Origin of the sequence: Siminovitchia sp. FSL H7-0308, from assembly GCF_037980985.1 — a bacterium.
Lineage (GTDB): Bacteria > Bacillota > Bacilli > Bacillales > Bacillaceae_C > Siminovitchia > Siminovitchia thermophila.
Genome location: NZ_CP150282.1, coordinates 3,832,870 through 3,854,381, shown reverse-complemented (window position 1 = coordinate 3,854,381; position 21,512 = coordinate 3,832,870). Strand labels below are relative to the sequence as shown.

At 44.4% G+C, this 21,512-nt stretch carries 19 protein-coding genes; 15 read left to right on the top strand and 4 right to left on the bottom strand.

Going from position 1 to position 21,512, the window contains the following annotated elements; all coding sequences use genetic code 11:
- Positions 1-444 precede the first annotated feature (444 nt).
- The 10 genes from MHB50_RS18055 (at position 445) to MHB50_RS18010 (ending at position 9,154) form a co-directional block, all read left to right on the top strand.
- Positions 445-1,191: a GntR family transcriptional regulator gene (locus tag MHB50_RS18055; RefSeq protein WP_340084410.1), complete on the top strand. Its 747-nt coding sequence runs from the start codon at positions 445-447 to the stop codon at positions 1,189-1,191.
- A complete protein-coding gene (locus tag MHB50_RS18050) occupies positions 1,181-1,384 on the top strand; it encodes a hypothetical protein (RefSeq protein ID WP_077114538.1) in 204 nt (67 codons plus the stop codon). The genes MHB50_RS18055 and MHB50_RS18050 overlap by 11 nt, the downstream gene beginning before the upstream one ends.
- Positions 1,385-1,431: 47 nt before the next feature.
- Positions 1,432-2,355: a 2,4-dihydroxyhept-2-ene-1,7-dioic acid aldolase gene (gene hpaI, locus MHB50_RS18045; RefSeq protein WP_077114540.1), complete on the top strand. Its 924-nt coding sequence runs from the start codon at positions 1,432-1,434 to the stop codon at positions 2,353-2,355.
- 50 nt (positions 2,356-2,405) lie between these two features.
- The gene (hpaE, locus tag MHB50_RS18040; RefSeq protein ID WP_077114542.1) at positions 2,406-3,926 is read left to right on the top strand and encodes a 5-carboxymethyl-2-hydroxymuconate semialdehyde dehydrogenase; all 1,521 of its coding nucleotides are present in this window, start codon (positions 2,406-2,408) and stop codon (positions 3,924-3,926) included.
- 21 nt (positions 3,927-3,947) lie between these two features.
- Positions 3,948-5,423 carry a 4-hydroxyphenylacetate 3-monooxygenase, oxygenase component gene (hpaB, locus tag MHB50_RS18035; protein ID WP_077114544.1) on the top strand — a complete coding sequence of 492 codons (1,476 nt, stop codon included), beginning with the start codon at positions 3,948-3,950 and terminating at the stop codon, positions 5,421-5,423.
- Between the two features lie 12 nt (positions 5,424-5,435).
- Entirely contained in the window at positions 5,436-6,419 is a 984-nt protein-coding gene (gene hpaD / locus MHB50_RS18030; RefSeq protein ID WP_077114546.1) for a 3,4-dihydroxyphenylacetate 2,3-dioxygenase, read from the top strand.
- Positions 6,420-6,459: 40 nt separating this feature from the next.
- On the top strand, positions 6,460-6,918 hold the full coding sequence (locus tag MHB50_RS18025) for a flavin reductase family protein (protein WP_077114567.1): 459 nt from the start codon (positions 6,460-6,462) through the stop codon (positions 6,916-6,918).
- 218 nt (positions 6,919-7,136) lie between these two features.
- Positions 7,137-7,919: a fumarylacetoacetate hydrolase family protein gene (locus MHB50_RS18020; RefSeq protein ID WP_077114548.1), complete on the top strand. Its 783-nt coding sequence runs from the start codon at positions 7,137-7,139 to the stop codon at positions 7,917-7,919.
- Positions 7,916-8,674 carry a fumarylacetoacetate hydrolase family protein gene (locus tag MHB50_RS18015; RefSeq protein ID WP_077114550.1) on the top strand — a complete coding sequence of 253 codons (759 nt, stop codon included), beginning with the start codon at positions 7,916-7,918 and terminating at the stop codon, positions 8,672-8,674. The genes MHB50_RS18020 and MHB50_RS18015 overlap by 4 nt, the downstream gene beginning before the upstream one ends.
- A 96-nt stretch (positions 8,675-8,770) precedes the next feature.
- Positions 8,771-9,154, top strand: coding sequence for a 5-carboxymethyl-2-hydroxymuconate Delta-isomerase (locus tag MHB50_RS18010; protein ID WP_077114552.1), 384 nt, complete (start codon positions 8,771-8,773; stop codon positions 9,152-9,154).
- Between the two features lie 942 nt (positions 9,155-10,096).
- Here MHB50_RS18010 and MHB50_RS18005 read toward each other — a convergent pair.
- From MHB50_RS18005 to MHB50_RS17995, 3 genes are read right to left on the bottom strand one after another with little or no spacing between them, the layout of a single operon-like run.
- Positions 10,097-11,335 (bottom strand): Ger(x)C family spore germination protein, encoded by a 1,239-nt coding sequence (locus MHB50_RS18005; RefSeq protein WP_077113201.1) that lies wholly within the window; start codon positions 11,333-11,335, stop codon positions 10,097-10,099.
- Positions 11,332-12,423: a GerAB/ArcD/ProY family transporter gene (locus MHB50_RS18000; RefSeq protein ID WP_340084408.1), complete on the bottom strand. Its 1,092-nt coding sequence runs from the start codon at positions 12,421-12,423 to the stop codon at positions 11,332-11,334. The genes MHB50_RS18005 and MHB50_RS18000 overlap by 4 nt, the downstream gene beginning before the upstream one ends.
- Positions 12,420-13,985, bottom strand: coding sequence for a spore germination protein (locus MHB50_RS17995; protein ID WP_236017178.1), 1,566 nt, complete (start codon positions 13,983-13,985; stop codon positions 12,420-12,422). The genes MHB50_RS18000 and MHB50_RS17995 overlap by 4 nt, the downstream gene beginning before the upstream one ends.
- Positions 13,986-14,123: 138 nt before the next feature.
- Between MHB50_RS17995 and MHB50_RS17990 the strand changes: the two genes are divergently transcribed.
- On the top strand, positions 14,124-14,606 hold the full coding sequence (locus MHB50_RS17990) for a hypothetical protein (protein WP_077113203.1): 483 nt from the start codon (positions 14,124-14,126) through the stop codon (positions 14,604-14,606).
- Between the two features lie 726 nt (positions 14,607-15,332).
- Complete coding sequence (gene yhfH / locus MHB50_RS17985) at positions 15,333-15,461, top strand: protein YhfH (protein ID WP_077113204.1); 129 nt, start codon at positions 15,333-15,335, stop codon at positions 15,459-15,461.
- A gap of 565 nt (positions 15,462-16,026) precedes the next feature.
- On the opposite strand, the gene MHB50_RS17980 is transcribed toward yhfH, so the two are convergent.
- Positions 16,027-17,145: an IscS subfamily cysteine desulfurase gene (locus tag MHB50_RS17980; RefSeq protein WP_340084407.1), complete on the bottom strand. Its 1,119-nt coding sequence runs from the start codon at positions 17,143-17,145 to the stop codon at positions 16,027-16,029.
- Positions 17,146-17,652: 507 nt separating this feature from the next.
- Between MHB50_RS17980 and nadB the strand changes: the two genes are divergently transcribed.
- The 3 genes from nadB to nadA all read left to right on the top strand — a co-directional run bounded on the left by nadB (position 17,653) and on the right by nadA (position 21,228).
- Positions 17,653-19,230, top strand: a complete 1,578-nt coding sequence (gene nadB, locus MHB50_RS17975; RefSeq protein WP_340084406.1) for an L-aspartate oxidase — start codon at positions 17,653-17,655, stop codon at positions 19,228-19,230.
- Entirely contained in the window at positions 19,199-20,050 is an 852-nt protein-coding gene (gene nadC / locus MHB50_RS17970; protein ID WP_340084404.1) for a carboxylating nicotinate-nucleotide diphosphorylase, read from the top strand. Before nadB ends, nadC begins: the two co-directional genes overlap by 32 nt.
- Positions 20,051-20,121: 71 nt before the next feature.
- Positions 20,122-21,228, top strand: coding sequence for a quinolinate synthase NadA (nadA, locus tag MHB50_RS17965; protein ID WP_339165072.1), 1,107 nt, complete (start codon positions 20,122-20,124; stop codon positions 21,226-21,228).
- The last annotated feature ends 284 nt before the right edge of the window (positions 21,229-21,512 follow it).

The window sequence follows — 21,512 nt, the reverse complement described above, 5'->3', positions numbered from 1 at the left end:
TCTCTTTTAAGTCTTCGTATGTGCGGGCTGCTTCCCCTGCATACATCTCCTGTTTCAATAGCGAAGAAAGTTTTCCATTGGCGAATTGCCTATGCGGTATCCTTTGCGGGACATGCTTTAAAATACTGTGTGATACTTACGGGTCTTGACCCATTTCCAGTGTTGATAATGCCATCCTTGTCAGCGTGGATGGTTGTCCGATATTTGAACCTTTTACAATTTGAAGTGCGTCTTTTAACAGTATCATTACAACATCCCACATCTTTAAAAGGGAAAAAGAACTCAATGAATTGGCAAAAAACGCGCTGGATAGTTTGCAAGACGCAAATAGTGACGCCTTGGGGCTTGGAGAAAGGGTAACACTTGGAAGAGAATCAATTGTTTATTCCGAAATTCCGATAAACACAACGTTTCAAGTAAAAATTCATAGTCAGGGCATGATACATGAAAGGGAAGTTTTCAAAGTGCTTCCACTTTCTAATTGACATCATATATGATTTTAAATATGATAAAAGTATGATGAAAAAAGAAAATAAACAACAAAGAGCCTATCGAATCATTAAAGCGAGAATTGTGGAAAAGGTGTATGCGCCGGGTCAAAGGATTGTCATTGATCAACTGTCAAGAGAACTTGCGACAAGCTCCATACCAATTAGGGAGGCGATCCGTCAACTGGAAGCGGAAGGGCTGATCGAGTACAAACACAATGTGGGTCCAGTCGTTGCGCCAATAAATGAGTCTGAATATTACGATAACCTAAAGATTCTTGGCGTGCTTGAAGGGTACGCTGCGGCATTAAGTGCCCCCTATATTTCAGCTGCCAAAATCATGAAGTTAAAAGAATTAAATGAGCGAATGAAGGAGGCGCTTGAATATTTCGATATCCACTTATTTGCCAAGCTGAATGCAGAGTTTCACCAGTTGATCACCCGGGAATGCCAAAGCAAAATATTATACGATACGATTGCCGGGATTTGGAAAAAGCTCGACTCCATTAGGGGAATTGGTTCAACACTGTATTCGGTTCGGGTAAAAGAGTCAATCGAGGAACATGAAAGAATCATCTTTTTATTAGAGAAAAAATCCGATTTAAAGGAATTGGAAATGTTTGTCCGTGAACATAAATTTAAGACAGCGGACGATTTCGAAAGACGACGTTCGCTGAGGATGGAATCGACTGGTGAGAACTAAAGAGCATGGAATGCTCTTTTTTTCCACGTTCGTCTTGAGTCGTGAAATGCTCGTGTTTCAGGAACAAGCGCAACTAAGCAGCCGGTTGCGTCTAAAGGGTTTAATGAAGCTTGTCGGCACGAATGTGAAAGCGCTAACAACAACACGAAGGATCAGGGGATTGACAAAATATATGAAATCATATATGATTTAATTGTTCAGAAAATTTTAAAGGGATTAACATAACAGGAGGGTGACAAAATGTCGTTTGAAGAAGCGAGGTTAAGATTAAGAGGTTCCATGGCTCCGGTCGTAACTCCGTTTAATGAAGATGAAAGTCTTGATTTGGAAACGTTTAAAAGTTTGATTGATTGGCAGATTGAAAATGGCAGCCACGGCATTTCCGTGACGGGAACGAGCGGGGAGCCCAGCTCATTGACGGTGGAAGAACGCCTGACCGTTATGGAGACCGCAAAAAAAGCGGTTGCAGGGAGGGTTCCATTCGTTCCGGGGACGGGTTCCGTCAATCATAATGAGGCATTGAAACTGACAAAAGCGGCACAGGAAATGGGGGCGGACGGAGCGCTTGTCATTGTGCCATATTACAACCGTCCGAATCAGCAGGCGCTTTATAATCATTTCAAAACAATCGCCGATTCCGTGGATATTCCAATTATTTTGTACAACATTCCGGGCAGAACGGCAGTCAACCTTGAAGTGCAAACAATTGCGCGCCTCGCGGAAGATTGCCCGAATATTATCGGCATTAAAGAATCAAACAAAGACTTTGAACACGTTAACCGTGTTTTATTAAGAGCGGGACGTCATTTTAACTTATATTCGGGAATTGAACTGCTTTGCTATCCAATGCTGGCCATCGGCGGTGCGGGCCACATTAGCGCCACATCCAACGTAGCACCGAAGCAGGTCGCTGAAATTTACAACGCGTGGACAGCAGGCGATGTTCAACGCGCGCAAGACATGCACTTTGAAATGATGGAGCTAAATGACGTTCTGTTCAAAGATACGAATCCGGCTCCGGCGAAAGCGGCACTTGGCATGATGGGTAAAATCAAGCCGGTGTTGCGCAAGCCAATGGCCCTTCCTTCTGAAGAGTTGCAAAAAGAAATTCGCCAAGTGTTGAAAAACTACGGGATTTCCCTAAAAGACGAAATCAATGCCTAAGTTGGGAGGGAAGTTCCCTCAAGCTTAAATCATCATTAAGGAAGGTGAACATGTTGGAACAAAAAACAGCGGAACAATCAGCTATCCGAAAACATACAAAACAGCCTGATATTCAACAATATATCAATGGAAGATTTGTTGAGTCTGAGAGCGGTGCCCGGTTTGTCAATCACAGTCCATTCACGAATGAAGTGATCAACCATGTTTCCAAAGGAAGCAAGATGGAGATCGACAAGGCGGTGGCTGCGGCAAAAAAAGCATTTAAAGAAGGGCCTTGGGGAAAAATGAAAGTTTCCGAGCGCATGAAATATATTGAACGAATCGCCGACCTGATCGACGAAGAAGCAGAAGAGCTTTCATACCTCGAATCACTTGATACGGGACTGCCCATTGCGCAGACGAGGAATATGGCGGCGCGTGCGGCAGAGAACTTTAGATTCTACTCGCGCATGGTGCAAACGAGAATGCACGGCGAAGCCTATATGCAAGACAACGAATTTGTCAACTATACCGTTTACAGTCCGCTCGGTCCAGTCGGATTAATTACTCCGTGGAATGCTCCGTTCATGCTCACAACGTGGAAAGTGGCGCCGGCACTCGCAACAGGTAATACCGTTATTTTAAAACCGGCGGAATTGTCACCGCTTACAGCGAATAAACTGGCAGAAATCATTCATAAGGCGGAGCTTCCGGAAGGTGTTTTTAACATCGTGCATGGGTTCGGGGAAACAGCGGGAGCCACGCTCGTAGCACATCCTGATGTGGAAGCGATTTCTTTTACGGGGGAAACGGTAACTGGCTCAGCGATTATTAAAAACGCTGCGGATACATTGAAAAAGACTTCCATGGAACTGGGTGGAAAGTCTCCGCTCATCGTTTTTGACGATGCTGACGTTGACCGTGCTCTGGATGCGGCCGTCTGGGGCATTTTCTCCTTTAACGGTGAGCGCTGTACGGCGAATTCGAGAGTGTTCCTTCATAAGAACATTAAAGATACATTCGTCAAAGCGCTAAAAGAAAGGGTTCAAAATATTAAGATTGGTGATCCGATGGATCCTGCCACGCAGTTGGGGCCGCTTATCGACAAAGGCCATTTTGAAAAGGTAACAGGCTATATTGAAATTGCCAAGGAAGAAGGCTGCGAGGTCTTTCAAGGAACGGTTCCAGAGGAGCTGAAAACAGGAAATTATGTGCCTGCTACACTACTGCTCAATGCCACGAACGACATGAAAATTGCCCAAGAAGAAATTTTCGGGCCGGTTATGGCGGTTATAGAGTTTGAAACAGAAGAAGAAGTCATTGCCTATGCCAACGATGTTAAATACGGACTTGCCGGTTATGTGTGGACAAATGACATAAAACGCGGCCACCGTGTCGCCCAGGCAGTAGAAGCCGGAATGCTTTGGATTAATGCGCAAAACGTCCGGGATCTCAGAATTCCGTTCGGCGGCATGAAAGCAAGCGGAATTGGCCGTGAAGGCGGACATTACGCCATTCTGGAATTTTACACAGAACCAAAAGTAATACATGTTGCCATCGGCGACCATCGTATTCCCCAATTTGGAAAATAGAATGAAGGAGCGTGAAGTCCTATGCCAGCTAAAACAGGCAAAGAATATATCGAACGACTGAAGAAGGCAAACAACAACGTATACATTCACGGGGAGAGAGTGGATGATGTGACGGAGCATCCAGCATTTAAAAATGTAGTGCAATCGATGGCTTATTTGTACGATCTTCAATATGAAAAGCCTGAAAAAATGCTTTATACATCTCCGACAACGGGAAATCAAGTGGGCATGACGTTTAAAGTGCCGGAAACAATTGATGATATCATCGCACGCCGGGAAGCGATCCAGGAATGGGCGCGTACTTCCGGCGGCATGATGGGCCGCTCTCCGGATTATATGAATGCCGAAGTTATGGCGGCCGGTGCGGCGAGCGAGTTTTTTGCGGAAGGGGACCCGGCCTTTGCCGATAATGCGAGAAAATATTATGAATACGCCCGCGAAAACGACCTTAGCCTGACGCATACGCTCATTCATCCGCAAGTGAACCGCGCCAAAGCCCAGGCTGAGCAAAAAGACGCAAATGTCGCATTGCATCTTGTGGAGAAAAAGAGTGACGGCATTATCGTTGATGGTATACGATTGCTCGCGACACAGGGCGCCATTACAGATGAAATTATCGTCTTCCCCTCTACAGTCAACAAATCCGGAGCCCAAGATGATCCGTACTCACTGGCTTTCGCCATCCCGAATAATACGCCCGGCCTGAAATTCCTTAGCCGTGAAGCATTTGATTATGGTAAAAGCACTTGGGATCATCCGCTTTCATCCCGTTTTGAAGAAGGAGATGCGGTTGTATCGTTTGAACATGTATTTGTACCTTGGGATCGTGTCTTCGTTTGCGGCAATTCCGCGATCTGCAATCGGACATTTAAAGAAACAAATGCCGTTGTTCACATGTCACACCAGGTTGTTTCTAAAAATATTGTCAAAACAGAATTCATTCTCGGTGTCGCATTGAGCATCATGGATGCAATCGGGATTGATCAATTCCAGCATGTCCAGGATAAAGGCACAGAAATCATGCTCGTTCTTGAAACGATGCGCTCTCATATGTACAAAGCAGAACATAATGCCAAAATTGATAAATGGGGAGTCATGACACCAGATTTTGCAGCTCTTGACGCGGCACGCAACTGGTATCCGCGCATTTACCCGCGTCTTGTGGAAATTGTCCGTATCTTGGGGGCTTCCGGCTTGATGGGCATTCCAACGCAAGATGACTTCAATCATGAAGAAATTGGTCCCATACTTGATCGTGGACTTCAAGGCAAGCACTTGAATGGCTATGAGCGTGTACAATTGTTCAGGCTGGCCTGGGACTTGACTTTGAGTGCGTTCGGTGCAAGGCAAACACACTATGAATACTACTTCTTTGGAGATCCCATCCGAATGGGCATGACTTATTTTAGCGGATATGAAAAAGAACCATATAAAGAATTTGTAACGGACTTCCTAAAAAAAGAGAAATCGGCCAAACCTCATTTTATAAATGCATAAGGGGGAACCATCGTGAACTTTAATATCGTTCGCTGTGCAAGAGTTGTTTTACACGTTACGAATCTGGAGGCATCAAGAAAATTTTATGTGGATACATTGGGATTTATTGAAACGGAAGCAGATTCCGAGAATCTTTATTTACGAGGACTTGAAGAACATAATCACCACAGTATCCATTTGAAAAAAGCCGTGAAGCCCGCGGTAGAGGCACTAAGCTACAAAGTGGCATCAGATGCTGAACTGGATGTCATTGCCGAATTTTTTACAGAGAAGGGATATAAAACAAAGTGGATCGCGGAAGGAAAACAGCTTGGGCTTGGCCGCACCCTCCGGGTCCAAGACTTATCGGGACTTCCGCTTGAGTTTTTTGCCAAGATGGATCATGTCGAGCGCCTGTTGCAACGGTACGACCTGTACAGGGGGGCTCGTATTCAACGAATTGATCATTTTAACTGCATGGTCGAAGATGTCGAAAAAGCCCAACATTTCTATATGAACGAACTAGGATTTGCTTGCTCCGAATATACAGATACGAAAAAAGGGGAAGTATGGGCGACTTGGCTTCACAGAAAGCAAACGGTTCACGATCAAGCATTTATGAACGGAGTTGGCCCACGTGTTCATCATATCGGCTTCTGGCTTCCCGATCCGTTGGCGCTCATCCATGCTTGCGACGTCCTCGCCGCTTCCGGCTATAGCAAAAGCATTGAAAGGGGCCCGGGCCGCCACGGTTTATCCAATGCCTTCTTTCTCTATTTGAGGGATCCGGATGGCCATCGCATTGAGTTATACAGCGGCGACTATTTGACGAGTGACCCTGACTTCAAGCCGATTCGCTGGGATGTTGACGATCCGATGCGTCAAACATTTTGGGGACATGCGGCGCCTGACTGTTGGTTCAACGAAGCATCAACTGTTCTGGACGTAATAAGTGGAGCAGAAGTGCCGACAAAAGAGCCGAAACTTGAAAAGCGCAAGCCTGAATTTATCATATAAAAAAGATGTATATGGGAGTAAAGAAAAAGGGGGAGTGAACGTGGATGATCGTCTGTTTAGAACAGCGATGGGGAAATTTGCGACAGGGGTGACCGTTATTACGACAAAGGTAGGCGAAGCGGTTCATGGAATGACAGCGAATGCCTTCATGTCTGTTTCGCTAAATCCAAAGCTTGTCCTTATTTCCATTGGCGAAAAAGCAAACATGAACCGCCTCATTAAAGAGTCCGGAACGTTCGCCGTAAGTGTTCTGAATGAGCGTCAGCAAGACATGTCTGCCTACTTCGCAGGCCAAATCAAAGAAGAACGGAAGATCTCATTTGACACATTTAACGATATGCCGGTCATTCCGGACGCATTGGTGAATCTGACATGCGACGTCCATCAATCGATGATCGCCGGAGACCATACACTCTATATCGGCGAGGTGACGGATTTGCGCGTCCAGGACGGAGAGCCGCTCGGATTCTTTGAAGGAAAGTATAAAAAAGTCATATAACGGAAATCCCGCCCGTTCCGGAAACGGACGGGATATTTCTTAGTAGCGAGTATTTTGTTTGAACTGGATAGTAGTCTGCGGATGTGGCGAGTATTTGTAAATTCTCGCGAGTATTCTTCAAATCCGATTCGTATTTTACCTAATGTATGAGTACTTCGCTAAAGTGCGCGGCATAACGTTAAGGGAAATAATCAAGGCCAGAAAAGAGGAGTGAGAACATGAGTCTTGTAAAAGCCAGCCTTCGGGGGCTTGGTGCTTGGGATGATGTGCGGGCTAATTTGGACGAATTTGTGGTAGAACTACATGGTGACCAGCAGCCGATTTCAGACATTACCTGGAACCCGCCTGTCAGTGGTACAGTTTATGGCGTTTTGTTAAACTATCAAGGCCAGTACGATAAATTTCGGGAACAATTTCATCAACCGCCTTACAAACAGCCACCAAAAGCACCGATCCTTTATATCAAACCTGCCAATACATTAACGGGATGTAACTGCCCGATTCCGCTTCCTGCCGGAGAAGAACGCCTTGAAATGGGTGCAGCGCTTGCTGTTGTAATCGGAAAAACGGCGACCCACGTCAAGGCGGAGCATGCATGGGACTATATTGAAGGCTACACGATCGCTAATGATGTCAGCATTCCGCATGAAAGTGTATATCGCCCGGCGATTAAGCAAAAAGCACGGGATGGATTTTGCCCGATTGGTCCATGGATTGTTTCCAAGGATGATATTGTTGACCCCGGGCAGCTCAACATTCGTGTTTATATAAATGGCGAGTTAAAGCAAGAAAATAACACGAGAAACATGATCAGATCGATTCCAACATTAATCGAAGATGTTACGGACTTTATGACGCTGAATCGGGGAGATGTATTGCTTGCCGGAGTTCCGGAAGGAGCACCACTTGTCGGAAAAGGCGACCATGTCCGCATTGAGATTTCGAGAATCGGCGCCTTGGAAAATACCATTGCTCCGGAACAGAGGGGAGAGTCGAAATGAGGAAAGCTAGAGTGGCGTGCTTTGGCGCTGTCCATGAAGCGGCTGAAAAAAATGGCGAGCTAGAATTATTGGACGGCCGCCTTGTTTCCCATAATGAGGTTGTTTGGCTGCCCCCGGTTGAACCGCGAACTGTATTTGCCCTTGGCCTGAACTATTCCGACCATGCCAGCGAGCTTGATTTTAAAGCTCCGGAAGAACCGCTCGTCTTTTTAAAGGGACCGAATACATTTGTTGGCCATAACGCTCAAACACGCCGTCCACAAGATGTTACGTTTATGCACTATGAGTGCGAGTTGGTCGTTATTATCGGGAAAAAAGCAAAGCATGTAAAGCGTGAAGATGCCTATCAATACGTCAAAGGCTATACGATTGCGAACGACTATGCCTTGCGTGATTACCTGGAAAACTATTATCGTCCCAATTTACGGGTGAAAAACCGTGATACGTGCACGCCTATTGGCCCGTGGTTTGTCGAAGCTTCGGCCATTCCAGACCCGATGAACCTTGCGCTCCGTACATATGTAAACGGAGAACTCAAACAGGAAGGATCAACGAAGGACATGGTTTTTGACATTCCGTTTCTAATTGAATACTTGAGCAGCTTTATGACACTTGATGAAAATGATCTGATCCTGACAGGTACGCCTAAAGGAACCGTCGATGTTGTTCCGGGAGATGAAGTCGCAACCGAGATTGAGGGGCTGGGCAGGCTCGTCAATAACATTGTTGGTGATGAAGTTTTTTCAAAACGTTAATTGGCTGGAAGTTTATTCTACGGAATGAAAGCGTAACTCGCTTTAAGTATAAGTGCAACTAGGCAAGTTTTCTTTACTGTAAAGGAGGAGGGTTTCATGCCTCACGTCATAGTGGAGTATACGGACAATATAAAAGGAGAAGGGCATATTGGCGAACTTCTGGAAAAAATCAATCAGTCTCTTCTCAAAAATGACGGTTTATTCCCGATCGGGGGGATTCGAACAAGGGCTGTCGAGCTGAAGGATTATGTCGTTGCGGATGGAACCGAAAACGATGCTTTCGTACATGTCACACTTAAAATTGGCGGAGGCCGCTCCGAAGAGCGGCTTGTTGCTGCCTGTGACAAACTATTTGCTGTTATCGAAGATCATTTCGCCGCTTTATTTGAAAAAAGATACTTTGCTCTATCGATGGAAGTAGCCGAATTCACAAGACCAACATATAAAAAGAACAATATTCATAAACGATATAAAAAGTAATGCCGGGACTCGCTTTTATCCCGCATGTAAGGTGCCGTAGACTCCCACATCAAAATCTTGAGTGAATACAAAAGGTCTAAGTGTGAGAAAACGGCACCTAAATGCCCGATTGGTTCAACTAACATTCAGTAGGAGATGAAGAACCCTCCTCCTGAATGAAGTTTCACTTTATCCCGCATGTAAGGTGCCGTAAGCTCCCACATCAAAATCTTGAGTGAATACAAAAGGTCTAAGTGTGAGAAAACGGCACCTAAATGCCCGATTGGTTCAACTAACATTCAGTAGGAGATGAAGAACCCTCCTACTGAATGAAGTTTCACTTTATCCCGCATGTAAGGTGCCATAAGGCTCCCACATCAAAATCTTGAGTAAATACAAAAGGTCTAAATGGGAGAAAACGGCACCTAAAATGCCCGATTGGTTCAACTAACATTCAGTAGGAGATGAAGAACCCTCCTACTGAATGAAGTTTCACTTTATCCCGCATGTAAGGTGCCGTAAGGCTCCCACATCAAAATCTTGAGTGAATACAAAAGGTCTAAGTGTGAGAAAACGGCACCTAAATGCCCGATTGGTTCAACTAACATTCAGTAGGAGATCGAAGAAACCTCCTACTGAATGAAGTTTCACTTTATCCCGCATGTAAGGTGCCGTAAGCCTCCCACATCAAAATCTTGAGTAAATACAAAAGGTCCAAGTGTGAGAAAACGGCACCTAAATGCCCGATTGGTTCAACTAACATTCAGTAGGAGCCCTACTGAATGAAGTTTCACTTTATTTCCAACCGCTAAAATAAAAAAGGATCGGGAAAGCGGCAGTCATGATTGCCATGATAGCCGCTCCAAATTTATTTCCCTCTTTCCAAGCATGCTTGGTCAATCCCCATGTGTAATACATTAAAAATAAGGTAAGGATGCCAATGAACAAAAATTGCACGGGCGATCAGTCCTTTTCTGACGGTTTTATCGGGATCGGCTTGATTTGCGCCCCAAAGTTTTCGATCGTTACTTTAAAGCGCACATCGACTTTTGCATGCTGATAGTGCTTCTCCCAATCATATTTTTGAAAATCTTTCATTGTCCAAAAATGTTTTCTTGCATTAATGTGCCAAGCGAACGGTTCCCCTTTATATTCCACTTTGGTTTTTTTGATCAGTTTCAGCGCATCTTTTTCCAACTGCTTTTCTATCGACTTTTTTAAAATGGTTTGGTTCTTTTCATTTGTCGTATAGTTGGTGAGCCCGGGGTTGGACCTAACTTGTAATTTGATTGGAACAGAAACAGCAACTTTCAAGGGGTCTTGATTAGGAGATACGTTAATTTTTGTATGCCCGTCCTTTATGACCCTTGCCGAGATTCTGAACTTCTCATTTAAAGGGTCTATAAACGAAGCAACAAACGAGTTTATCGGTGATTTCCGCTTTATTAGCAAAGCCATCCTTGTCTCCTCCCCGTTTAGGGTACCGATCATTTTTCTGTTTTGCATGACGGCAGAACCGATCATCTGGACAGGGTCCCCGGCTTTTTGAGGAACTTGCCCGGCCTTATACGTATCTTCATCTGTATGAACGGTCTCATTTCTTTTGGTTGTGGCATAGATGATCAAGGCTAGCTCTCCTTCCGACCGATGGTAAAAGTTATTTAAATTGGATTTTGAAACAAGCCCTGTACTGTCCCATCTTTCCTCCATGAATTCATAATATTTATGCGGGCTGCTTTCCAGCGCCGGCTTGTTTTTATGAATATAATCACTCGCCTTTTCTTGCGATACGATCATAATACTTTCCCGCCGCAGTTCTGGGTCAATAACAGCAGAATCAATGATGTGGCGAAATTCATCGGTTTTTGCCAACTCTTCCCCGATAATAATAGTCCGTAAATGGGCAAAGGTAACTTTTCTGGATAGGGAAGACTGGGTAAGCTCTTTTGCAGAAAATATATCTGGAGCTGAAACAGATATAATATTAGACGGCTGTTCGTTTTGTGCTTCCGCGGCTTTTGAGGTATTTACTTGAGGATTGGCAACCTGAAAGGTGACCGATATCAAGTGATCCTTTTCATCTTTGTCCAGCCCCAGTGCGATGACAAAGGCCTGCCTTTCCAGTTCTTCTTTATCTCCACAGCCCGTTGTCAAAAATATAATCGAAAAGGCGCTAAACAATAGCAGAAAAAAACGCTTCATTTTTTCTTCCTCCCCTTAAAGCGGTCAATTCCCCATAAAAGCACGGGAAGAGAAAAGAAAAAGCCTGAACCAATCTTTAATAACAGTTTCCTTGCTTCAAATCCTTGAAAATAATTGTCTGGCATTAATGCCAACGAAATGATCAGGCCTGTTAATGGCAGCAAAAGCCGTTCAAATTCGTTGAAGCGGATCAACTTGCCCAGTAAAAATGCACAAATATAAATATAAATGGCAAAACGAACAGCCGCCCCCATAAACCACAATCCCAGAAAAATAGCTTCCACATGGTTAGACAACGCTCCAACAGCAGCCAACCTAGTCAGGTGATGGTACGGATAAGCAATACTTTCAACTGACGGGTAGTCAAACATCATAATAAATGCCGCCATAAAAATAACCATTTTTGCGGAACTCACACTGAAGCTCCAAATGGATGCTTTTTGAAAAGATTTATAAGTGCGCACAAAGGGAGCAAGCAGGAAAAGGATAATAATATCCCCTCCCAAAAACGAGCTGTAGCTGATTCCCCCTTTTATAAGGTCCCACATCCCCGGGCCGGCAATTGGAAAAATAAACCCCGGTTCCAGATCTTTTGTTACAAAAATGATAAGAAGCACAGCGGAAACAAGGATAGCTGGTGTGATTAGCCAGGCTGTACTCCCAATTGTTTCCAAGCCGCGGATGGCGACAAGAAGGCACGTAGCCATCGCAACCAGCAAGATCATAAACACCGAAGTGTGCGGATAATACATGGTAATGACAATATCCGCATAACTGCGGGTGTTTATTACAGTTGTTGCCATAGATAAACTGATAAATATAAACGTGATGACGCCCCCAAAAAATTTTCCCGTCAATTTATTGGCCATTTCAATCAGCCCGACTTGATGCTTACGAAACAATCCCAATAACAAAAGGAAGGGAATGAGAAAAAAAAGAAATGAAAAAATGGGTAACATCCAACCAGCATTTATTCCAGTGTTTAGGAAAATGCTTGGGGTTGTGTCCGTTACTTTAATGGCCAGCATCAAAAAAATAATGGAAAACAATTCTCTCGTCCCCAGCTTGCCATCGGTAGCTTTGATCATTCTTTCGCCTCCCCTTTCGGCGCTGCTCTAATCTTTCTTTGCGGAGACATGTTTTGCGGTCTCAGCCACTGTTTCTTTAAAACCGGGCGCAAAAACAAGTCCTTTGATGAAGGAGTATAAGGGGCAAGCGGCGAAAAGAATGGCACACCAAAAGCTTTAAGCGAAGCGGCATAGGCCATGATAGCTGTCAATGCCAAAGCAATGCCGATGAAGCCAAGAAAATTGGCGGCAAAGAGCAGGCAGAAACGAAGAATCCGGACGATCACACTCAAGCCGATATCCGGAATGGCAAAAGAGGCCAGGCCTGTAATCGACACAATAATGACCATAATAGGACTGACAATATTCGCCTCTACGGCTGCCTGGCCAAGAATTAAGGCACCTACAATTCCGATGGTGGCGCCTAGTGGGGTGGGAACCCTGATTCCGGCCTCTCTTAAAATTTCAAATGTTATTTCCATCAGCACAATCTCCCAAAGAGTTGGAAAAGGGATCCTTTCTCTTGTTCCAGCCATGGCAAGGAGAAGATCTGTCGGAATCATTTCCGGATGAAAAGTTGTGACTGCCAGAAAAAAAGCCGGAGTCAACAAGCCGATAAATAAGGCGATTAAGCGGATGATTCGTGAAAAATTGCCGTAAGGCATACGCAAAAATTGATCTTCCGCCGTTTGGAACAATGACCAAAACGTAATGGGTGTCACCAATGCGACGGGAGAGTTATCCATCAGCAAAATGACGTGTCCTTCGAGTAAAAAAGAACAGGCACGATCAGGGCGTTCTGTCGTCATGCATGACGGAAATAAAGAGCTGGGCCTTTCTTCGATCACTTCTTCCAGCATGGAAATTTCCAGTATAGCATCCTGCTGAACTTCCTCTATTCGTTTTTTTACCGTGGCAACAAGCTCTTTATCCACGATGTTTTGAATGTATAGCACCGAAACTTGCTGGGGAGACTTCGTCCCTACAGTGACAATTTCTGTTATTAAGTGATGATCTTTTAATTGCCGGCGAATAAGGGAACGGTTAACTTGCGCGGACTCGATAAACGCCGTTTTAGGCCCCTTCACAACGGTTTCGGCTGTCGGCTCCGTTACAGAACGGCTTTCAAAACCGTTCGTATCAATTAGGATTCCGTCTCTTTGCCCATCTATCAAAATCAAAGTGCTGCCATTCAACATATTTTCAACAGCTTCTTTAATTTTCGTTATTTTTTTGCCGCTTGCAGTCGTCAGGACATTATGCATAATATCCGTTACGATATTGATTTCATTCCGAACAGTAGATTGTGATTGTGGTTCAAGAAGAGGCTTTATAATTTGCTGATCGATCATCTTCGTATCAACCGCTCCGGCAACGAATAAAATGAGAGCATGCCGGTTGATGGACGAGATGTACAGCTCCCTGAATTTCAAGGCATTATTCGTTGGATAGTAAAATAATTGTTCAAAACGCTTTCTGTTTTCCGTTATTTTATTGGAGAAAACCTCTAGCTCTTGTTCCTTTTTTGTCCCATCCTTTGATTGTTTAGCTTTCATTAATTGCTTTTTTTTGAAGAAGTTCAATGAGCGTACCTCCAGCCAACATGGACTATGTTTGTTAATATGGACATTTTCTGTAAAAAAATGCATTTTACGTTTAATCTTGGGCCGATTGTGATAGGGGATGATTGCACGGATTATTTTTATGGGGGAGACCCTTTCATGTTTACTTGGAATGACATGATTACGTTCGTTTGGGCATTCTTCCTGACGCTTCCGCTCGTGGCATTCATCCATTCCGCGGGCCACTTGTTTTTCGCGTTACTTTTCGGCGGGAAAGCGAAAGTTGTCTTGGGGCAGGGCCGATTGCTCTTATCTTTGGGAATCTTTAAGATGCGGATGTTATATTTCGTTGATTGCTACAGCTATTACGAAGGTTTAAAGGTGAACAACCGGATTACCCAGACGCTTGTTCGGGCCGGAGGAGTCATTTTTAATCTGTTATCCATTATTTTGGTGAATTCGGCTATTTCCGCCGGATATTTGCCGAAGCACATGTTTTTTTATCAATTTGTCTATTTTTCTGTTTATTATATTTTCTTTGACCTGCTGCCGACCGAATATGGCGAAGGTCAGTATAGTGACGGCAAGGCGATTTGGGACATTTGGAAGAAAGGGAGCGAGGAAAAAGAAAAGAGCCGCTAATCGGTCAGGGGGCGTCGGAAATCCCCTGACAACATCGACTTCTCAATTGTTAGGCAATCAATAAATAGCTTTCATTCTAAGAATGTAGGATGCTCAGCCGCTTTATCGGTAACGAATAGAGGTAAATGGTTTGCCCGGAAATTGCGCTTTGTTTTTACAGTACCTTCAGGGTGAAAGTCTGCCATTACTACTGCGTAGATAGCGAACAGAGAGGCTGGACACAACTAAATCAGCTAATGAAAAAACGTACAATAAAGTGAAACTTCATTCAGTAGGGCTCCTACTAATGTTGTGAACCAATCGCAATATGTAGACTCCTGCGGGAATAGCTCGAGCTGAAGATCCCGCGGAAAGCGAAATATGTTGACGTAGCGATGTTAGGGATCTTTTTAACACAAATAGGTGCCGGGGCAAAACCTTATAAAAATGAAATAAACCGCATGGAATCAAGTTTAAAAACCTTGATTTCACGCGTTTTATTCACGCGATTTTTTACGAATATGAATCAGCTTCCAAGTGGCCCCCTTGCTATTTCGTATTTGCTTATGTACCAGCCTATTATCTGACGCAGTCAAATAATAAACGATGATGCATAACTGAAAAACGGATCATACCAAGTGGAACATTTGTCTCCACAAAAAATCACTACAGATATATAACAGATGTTGACATTTTTAATCTGTTATAATACAATATGCTTAACAACGAAAAGGGAGGATACGTCCAATGATGCCAATCGAATTTTACCGGAACATTCCAGCCAAACAATGTTGCCAATGCGGAGAAGATATGCAAGAAATGCATGAATGCTATTTTAATGAGTGTGAGCGGTGTTTAAGCAAAGTAGAGGAGTAACAAATGAATAAAATATTGAAATGTTAACAATCTGCCAGTTTCATTGTATGAATTGGCAGATTTTTCTTTTGGACTATTTTTTTGAGCATACTGTCAAAAGGTAACAGTAGATGAACGCTTAAAAAAGCCATATTCAACTCACCATAGGTTTTTCAGCAATGATTGGAATGGAAAAATCAGTTTCTTTCTAATTCCTCGAATAATCGTTTATCTTTACGGGAAGTTTCTTGATTTTGGCTTATCCACAATATTCCTCTGCTTTTTGTAGGATCAGCAAAAAGAGTCTTTTTACTTGATCACATACCGGGCTCGCTGTTTGGAAAAACGCTCTTACATCTCGAATCCAATGCTGCTATTCCGTCATGGCTGCTTCCAATTCGGATAGCGTTTCATCTCTCTGTACGGAGATATATTTAAAATCGTTATTTGAAAGCCAGAAGCGTTCGATTTTATAAGAAGAAATGCAAAAAATAAGAGCGAATGTTTCTGAAATCCCAGAAAAACAGCTATAGAGTATAAGAAACCAGCAATGAAAAGACCGGTTCCGGAAAAATCCGAAAGCCGGCTAGTATTGGTTGGCTATTTTTACAAGCGTCTCCCCAAGCTGTATGACATCTTCCTCAGTAGTTTCCCGCCCGAAAGAAATACGGATAAATTCTTTCGCTTCTTTTCCTGTAATGCCCATGGCTGTCATCGTTTTGGACGGTGTTTGTAAATGTACGGAGCAGGCGCTGCCAGTGGAGATTGCAAAGCCGCGGCGGTTGCATTCCAGCATGACAAATTGGCCTTCCAGCCCTTTTACCCGCATTCCGACCGTTGAGGGCAAATCGGAATTGTAAATGATGAAAGCAGACTCAGCAGGCGAGAGTGATTGAATAAAAGCTTCTTTTACATGGGTAAAGTGTTCTGCCCGTATTCTTTGTTGTTCGACTGCTCTTTTGGCCGCAACAGACATGGCCGCCACCGCAGGAACATTGACGGTTCCCGGACGAAATCCGCTTTCGTGTGTTGTACCAGGAAAAAAAGATTTCCAGGTCAGCGATGGATTGACGTATGTAACGCCAATCCCTTTCGGTCCATAAAACTTGTGTCCTGAAATCGTCAAGCTGTCAACCATAGGAGAAATGGTTGACATTTCTGCTTTGCCAAACGTTTGAACACAGTCACTATGGACAAGAATGCCATTGTTGCGGCAAAGTGCGGCCATTTCCTTGATAGGCTGGATTGTGCCGATCTCCGGATTTCCATGCTGGATGCTTACAAGCACCGTGTCATCACGTAGAGCGCTCTGGAATTCACTTAGATTGATTTTCCCATCTGGTTGAAGCGGCAAAAATGTGATGTCGTAACCGGATTTTTTTAATAGTTTCATTGTATTGGCAACCGATGAATGTTCGGCCATGCCGGTCACAATGTGCTTTCCTTCTTTAGGAGAAGCCGATAGCAAGGCCTGAATCGCAAGGAAGTTCCCTTCGGCCCCCCCACTTGTAAAATAAATGCCATCTTTAGGAACACGGAGCAATCGGGCAAATTCTCCCCGGCAATGTTCCAAAAGCTGTCTGGCTTTGTCTCCAATGTCATGAAGACTGCTTGCATTGCCATAAAATTCGGCAGAAGCTTTTACATATGCTTTGGCCGCTTCTTCATCCAGAGGACAAGAAGCTGCATAATCAAAATATTGCACGATTTCCCCCCCGCTTTCTGTTGTTGACTACAAATACAGCACTACACATGTAAGTACATTATTTCTAGAATGTTTCGGACAGAATGTCCAACAGTGCAGGTGCAATGACAGGAAAAGGAATGCTCATTAGTATATCTGCATTCGAAAGAAAAAATCAGTTTTTTCGAGATGGTTGCCGCTTGCGCTTATGTTTTTATTCTCACGGGAAAAGAGTTATCATCAGGAAAAACGCAAATCTTTTCAAAAAAGTGATGTTAGGCCGCTAGACGTTATCGTCTTGAGGCTCCCATTTTTTGAAATCTTCAAGAGACAGTTTCAAAAGTTGGAGCAGACGGCCAATTTCCTACAGTGGCTGTCGTTGTAATCTTTCTTATTCTTCCCGCTTAAGGCCGGGTGCTTGCGCTTTTCTTGTTAAAAACTTCTTTTTATAAAAAAGAGACTTGTCATAAGTGTAAATCTATGTAAATATATGTGTCAAGACACCTGTAAATAAACAGGAGGAGAATCATGAAAAAAGCGAGCGTCTTAATCATAGGAAGCGGGATCGCCGCTTTAAAGCTGGCGACGGAAATTCGCAGTGATATAAATGTGATCATTATCACAAAGTCCTCTCTAAAAGATGGCAATTCAAACTTGGCTCAAGGAGGAATTGCGGCTGCGGTTGGTCCGACTGATCATCCATCAAGACATGGTGCTGACACAATGAAAGCCGGCGGTTTCCATAACAATCCTGATGTCGTCCGCACTATTACGAAAGAGGCGCCAAAGCTTATCAGTGGTCTTGTAAACGAAGGTTGTCCTTTTGATCGGGATGAACAAGGAGAAACCGTTCTCGGCATGGAAGGTGCGCATGGTAAAAAAAGAATCGTTCACGGGGGCGGAGATGCTACCGGGGCAACGCTTATGGAGCACTTTGTCGCCAACCTCCCAGACAATGTCACAGTCTTTGAAAATATGTTTGCTTATGAATTAATAATAGATTCGGTAATCGGGAAATGTACAGGAGCAAAAGCGAAGGATGTCAACGGAAAAGTCGTGCATTTTTTTGCCAAGCATGTAGTGGTCGCGACAGGCGGCTGCGGCCAGTTGTATACCCATACATCAAACGCATATTCCGTTACTGGCGATGGTATTGCGCTTGCGTACAGGGCCGGAGCCAAATTGACCGATATGGAATTTATTCAATTCCATCCAACACTTTTATATATCAACGGGCAGACCCGCGGCCTTATTTCGGAAGCGGTCCGTGGAGAAGGCGGAAGACTCGTGGATGATACTGGCCGACCTATCATGAACGGTGCTCATCCACTTGGCGATTTGGCGCCAAGGCATATCGTAGCGCAAACCATATATCACCATTTGCGGGAGAGCAATCCTGTATTTCTTGATGTGTCGTGTGTGGAGAGTTTTTCGAAAAGGTTTCCGACAGTCGCCTCTCTTTGTGAAAAAAATGGCGTCAATTGGCATGACGGAATTCCGGTTGCACCGGGAAGCCACTTTCTCATGGGCGGCATCAAAACGGATCTGCTCGGCAGGACGAACGTTTCCGGGCTGTACGCGATAGGGGAAGTCGCTTCAACAGGCTTTCACGGCGCGAATCGACTTGCAAGCAATTCGTTGCTGGAGGGGCTGTTTATGGGGAAAAGCCTGGCCGAATGGATACAGGCAAATCCTATTAAAGAAGAAGCTTTTTTATATGCAGAGCCAGAGCAGAAGTTTGTTCGTCCACCAGAGGGTTTGCCGAAAAAGCAAGACATCCAGAGGTCGATGATGGATCACGTTGGTATAGCCCGGACGGAAAGCGGCTTGCAAAAACACATTTACTGGTTGGAAAATGCTCGAATCAGGCAATGGTTGTCCGCAAGTTTGGACGACTTGAAGCCGGAAGAGATAGAGCGGGTTTTCATGGGGATTACCGCCTGGCTCGTGGCGGATTCTGCTTTAAAAAGAACTGAAAGCAGGGGAGGTCATTTTCGGCTCGACTTTCCTTGTGAAAATAATCACGTTTGGATTGGAAAAAGAATTATACAATGCAGAAAAAGGATGGGACAAAATGAACAAACTGAAGCTTCGATTGCTACTTGAACAATTTTTTTTGGAGGATATCGGCGACCGTGACGTCTCGAGTCAAATCTTCGCACATCGGGAGCATGGCCAAGTCGTTTTTATTGCAAAGGAGGAGGGGATTTTTTGCGGAGAAGATGTGATTCAAACCGGGTACGCGGTATTGGACCCGGCGATTCGGCTTGACCTAAACGTGAAGGACGGAAAGCACGTTGAACGGGGACAGCGGCTGGCCATTGCTTCCGGGCCAATCGAAAGCTTGTTAAAAGGTGAGCGTGTCATCTTGAACTTGGTTCAGCGGATGAGCGGTATCGCGACCAAAACAGGTAAAGCGGTTGAAACGCTGCGCGGAACCAAGGCAAAAGTATGCGATACGAGGAAAACAACACCCGGATTGCGAATGCTTGAAAAATATGCCGTCCGTTGCGGTGGTGGTTACAACCATAGGTATGGCCTGTACGACGGGGCAATGGTCAAAGACAACCACATCGCCTTCGCCGGATCAATAAAAAAAGCGGTCCAAGCTATCAGGGAAAGCGCAGGCCATATGATCAACATTGAAGTAGAAACAGAGACAAAAAAACAAGTGATTGAAGCTGTTGAAGCAAAAGCTGATGTCATCATGTTTGATAATAGAACCCCCGAAGACATACGCTACTGGGTGAAACTTGTTCCCGAAGGGATCATAACGGAAGCATCCGGAGGTATCACAATGGATAACCTCAGAGAATACGGAGAAACAGGAGTGGACTATATTTCCCTCGGTTTTTTGACACACTCGATTTCCTCGTTCGACATAAGCGTAAAAGTGGACATTGGTGTAATGAGAGAAACCTCCTGAGGGAGGATGTGTCGTCCAAGCTCATTTTTGTTGTAATCACATCATTTATCAAGACTAGGAGGAGACAGAGTATGAGTATTTTTGAAACGTTGGAAAAGCAGTCCAATATACTTCCGGAAAAGTATCGGAATATGGCCACACAAGAAATGGAGGAGAGAGTGCGTGATATAAAAGCGCAGCTTGGAAAAAAACTGTTCATTCCCGGTCACCATTATCAAAAGGATGAAGTCATCCAATTCGCCGATGCGAGAGGGGATTCGTTGCAGCTTGCGCAAATGGCGGAGAAAAATCGCGATGCCGAACATATCGTATTTTGCGGGGTTCATTTTATGGCGGAAACAGCCGATATATTGACAGTTGATGATCAAAAAGTGTACTTACCGGACATGCGGGCGGGGTGCTCGATGGCGGATATGGCTGATATTTATCAGACGGAACGGGCATGGGAAAAGCTTACAAACATATTTGGCGACACCATTTTGCCGCTCACATACGTTAATTCAACAGCCGCCATTAAATCTTTCGTCGGTCAAAACGGTGGCGCCACGGTCACATCTTCCAATGCTGAAAAAATGGTTCAGTGGGCCTTCAAACAAAAGGAGCGGATTCTCTTTTTGCCCGACCAGCACTTGGGGAGAAATACAGCTTACAGTCTGGGCATCAGTCTCGATGAAATGGCGGTGTGGAATCCGATCACGGATGAACTGGAGTATGATGGACCGGTGGAAAATATCAAAGTACTTCTTTGGAAAGGTCATTGCTCTGTTCACGAAAATTTTACAGTGAAAAATATGGAAGAAGTCCGAAGAAATTACCCGAATATGAACATCATCGTTCATCCGGAATGCAGGCGTGAAGTGGTTGCCCTTTCAGACATGGCGGGCTCCACGACCTACATTATCAATATGATTGAAAAAGCAGAGCCGGGGTCCGCCTGGGCCATCGGTACTGAAATGAACCTTGTGAATCGCTTGATACAGGAACACCCGGACAAGCACATCATTTCGCTTAATCCTCACATGTGTCCGTGTCTTACGATGAACCGGATCGATCTCCCGCACCTGGTTTGGTGCCTCGATACAATTATGGAAGGCGAAGGACATCATGTAATTCAAGTTGACGATAAAACAGCGACCTATGCCAAAATGGCACTGGATCGGATGCTGGAACGATCTTGATCAGAATGGTGCGGATGTGAAGTAAGTTGTTGGGGCATGAACCTGGAATTGTCCCGGGCTCATGCCCTTTGTCATTTAGCTTAGATTATTCCAGAAATGATACTCTCTACTTAATCAGAAATTGCGCAAGTATGAAGAGTGGCCCGATCAAATTATTGGGTCCGGGCTCATGCCCTTCATTTAGCTTAGATTATTCCAGAAATGATTCTCTTTACTTAATCAGAAATTGCGCAAGGTATGAAGAGTGGCCTGATCAAATTGTTGGGTCCGGGCTTATCCTTTTC

Bases quoted from the DNA above. Each gene is read 5' to 3' on its own strand.
- MHB50_RS18055 (WP_340084410.1), top strand. From the start codon at position 445: ATGAAAGGGAAGTTTTCAAAGTGCTTCCACTTTCTAATTGACATCATA.
- hpaI (WP_077114540.1), top strand. From the start codon at position 1,432: ATGTCGTTTGAAGAAGCGAGGTTAAGATTAAGAGGTTCCATGGCTCCG.
- hpaE (WP_077114542.1), top strand. From the start codon at position 2,406: ATGTTGGAACAAAAAACAGCGGAACAATCAGCTATCCGAAAACATACA.
- hpaB (WP_077114544.1), top strand. From the start codon at position 3,948: ATGCCAGCTAAAACAGGCAAAGAATATATCGAACGACTGAAGAAGGCA.
- MHB50_RS18020 (WP_077114548.1), top strand. From the start codon at position 7,137: ATGAGTCTTGTAAAAGCCAGCCTTCGGGGGCTTGGTGCTTGGGATGAT.
- MHB50_RS18015 (WP_077114550.1), top strand. From the start codon at position 7,916: ATGAGGAAAGCTAGAGTGGCGTGCTTTGGCGCTGTCCATGAAGCGGCT.
- MHB50_RS18010 (WP_077114552.1), top strand. From the start codon at position 8,771: ATGCCTCACGTCATAGTGGAGTATACGGACAATATAAAAGGAGAAGGG.
- MHB50_RS18005 (WP_077113201.1), bottom strand. From the start codon at position 11,335: ATGAAGCGTTTTTTTCTGCTATTGTTTAGCGCCTTTTCGATTATATTT.
- MHB50_RS18000 (WP_340084408.1), bottom strand. From the start codon at position 12,423: ATGATCAAAGCTACCGATGGCAAGCTGGGGACGAGAGAATTGTTTTCC.
- MHB50_RS17990 (WP_077113203.1), top strand. From the start codon at position 14,124: ATGTTTACTTGGAATGACATGATTACGTTCGTTTGGGCATTCTTCCTG.
- yhfH (WP_077113204.1), top strand. From the start codon at position 15,333: ATGATGCCAATCGAATTTTACCGGAACATTCCAGCCAAACAATGTTGC.
- nadB (WP_340084406.1), top strand. From the start codon at position 17,653: ATGAAAAAAGCGAGCGTCTTAATCATAGGAAGCGGGATCGCCGCTTTA.
- nadC (WP_340084404.1), top strand. From the start codon at position 19,199: ATGAACAAACTGAAGCTTCGATTGCTACTTGAACAATTTTTTTTGGAG.
- nadA (WP_339165072.1), top strand. From the start codon at position 20,122: ATGAGTATTTTTGAAACGTTGGAAAAGCAGTCCAATATACTTCCGGAA.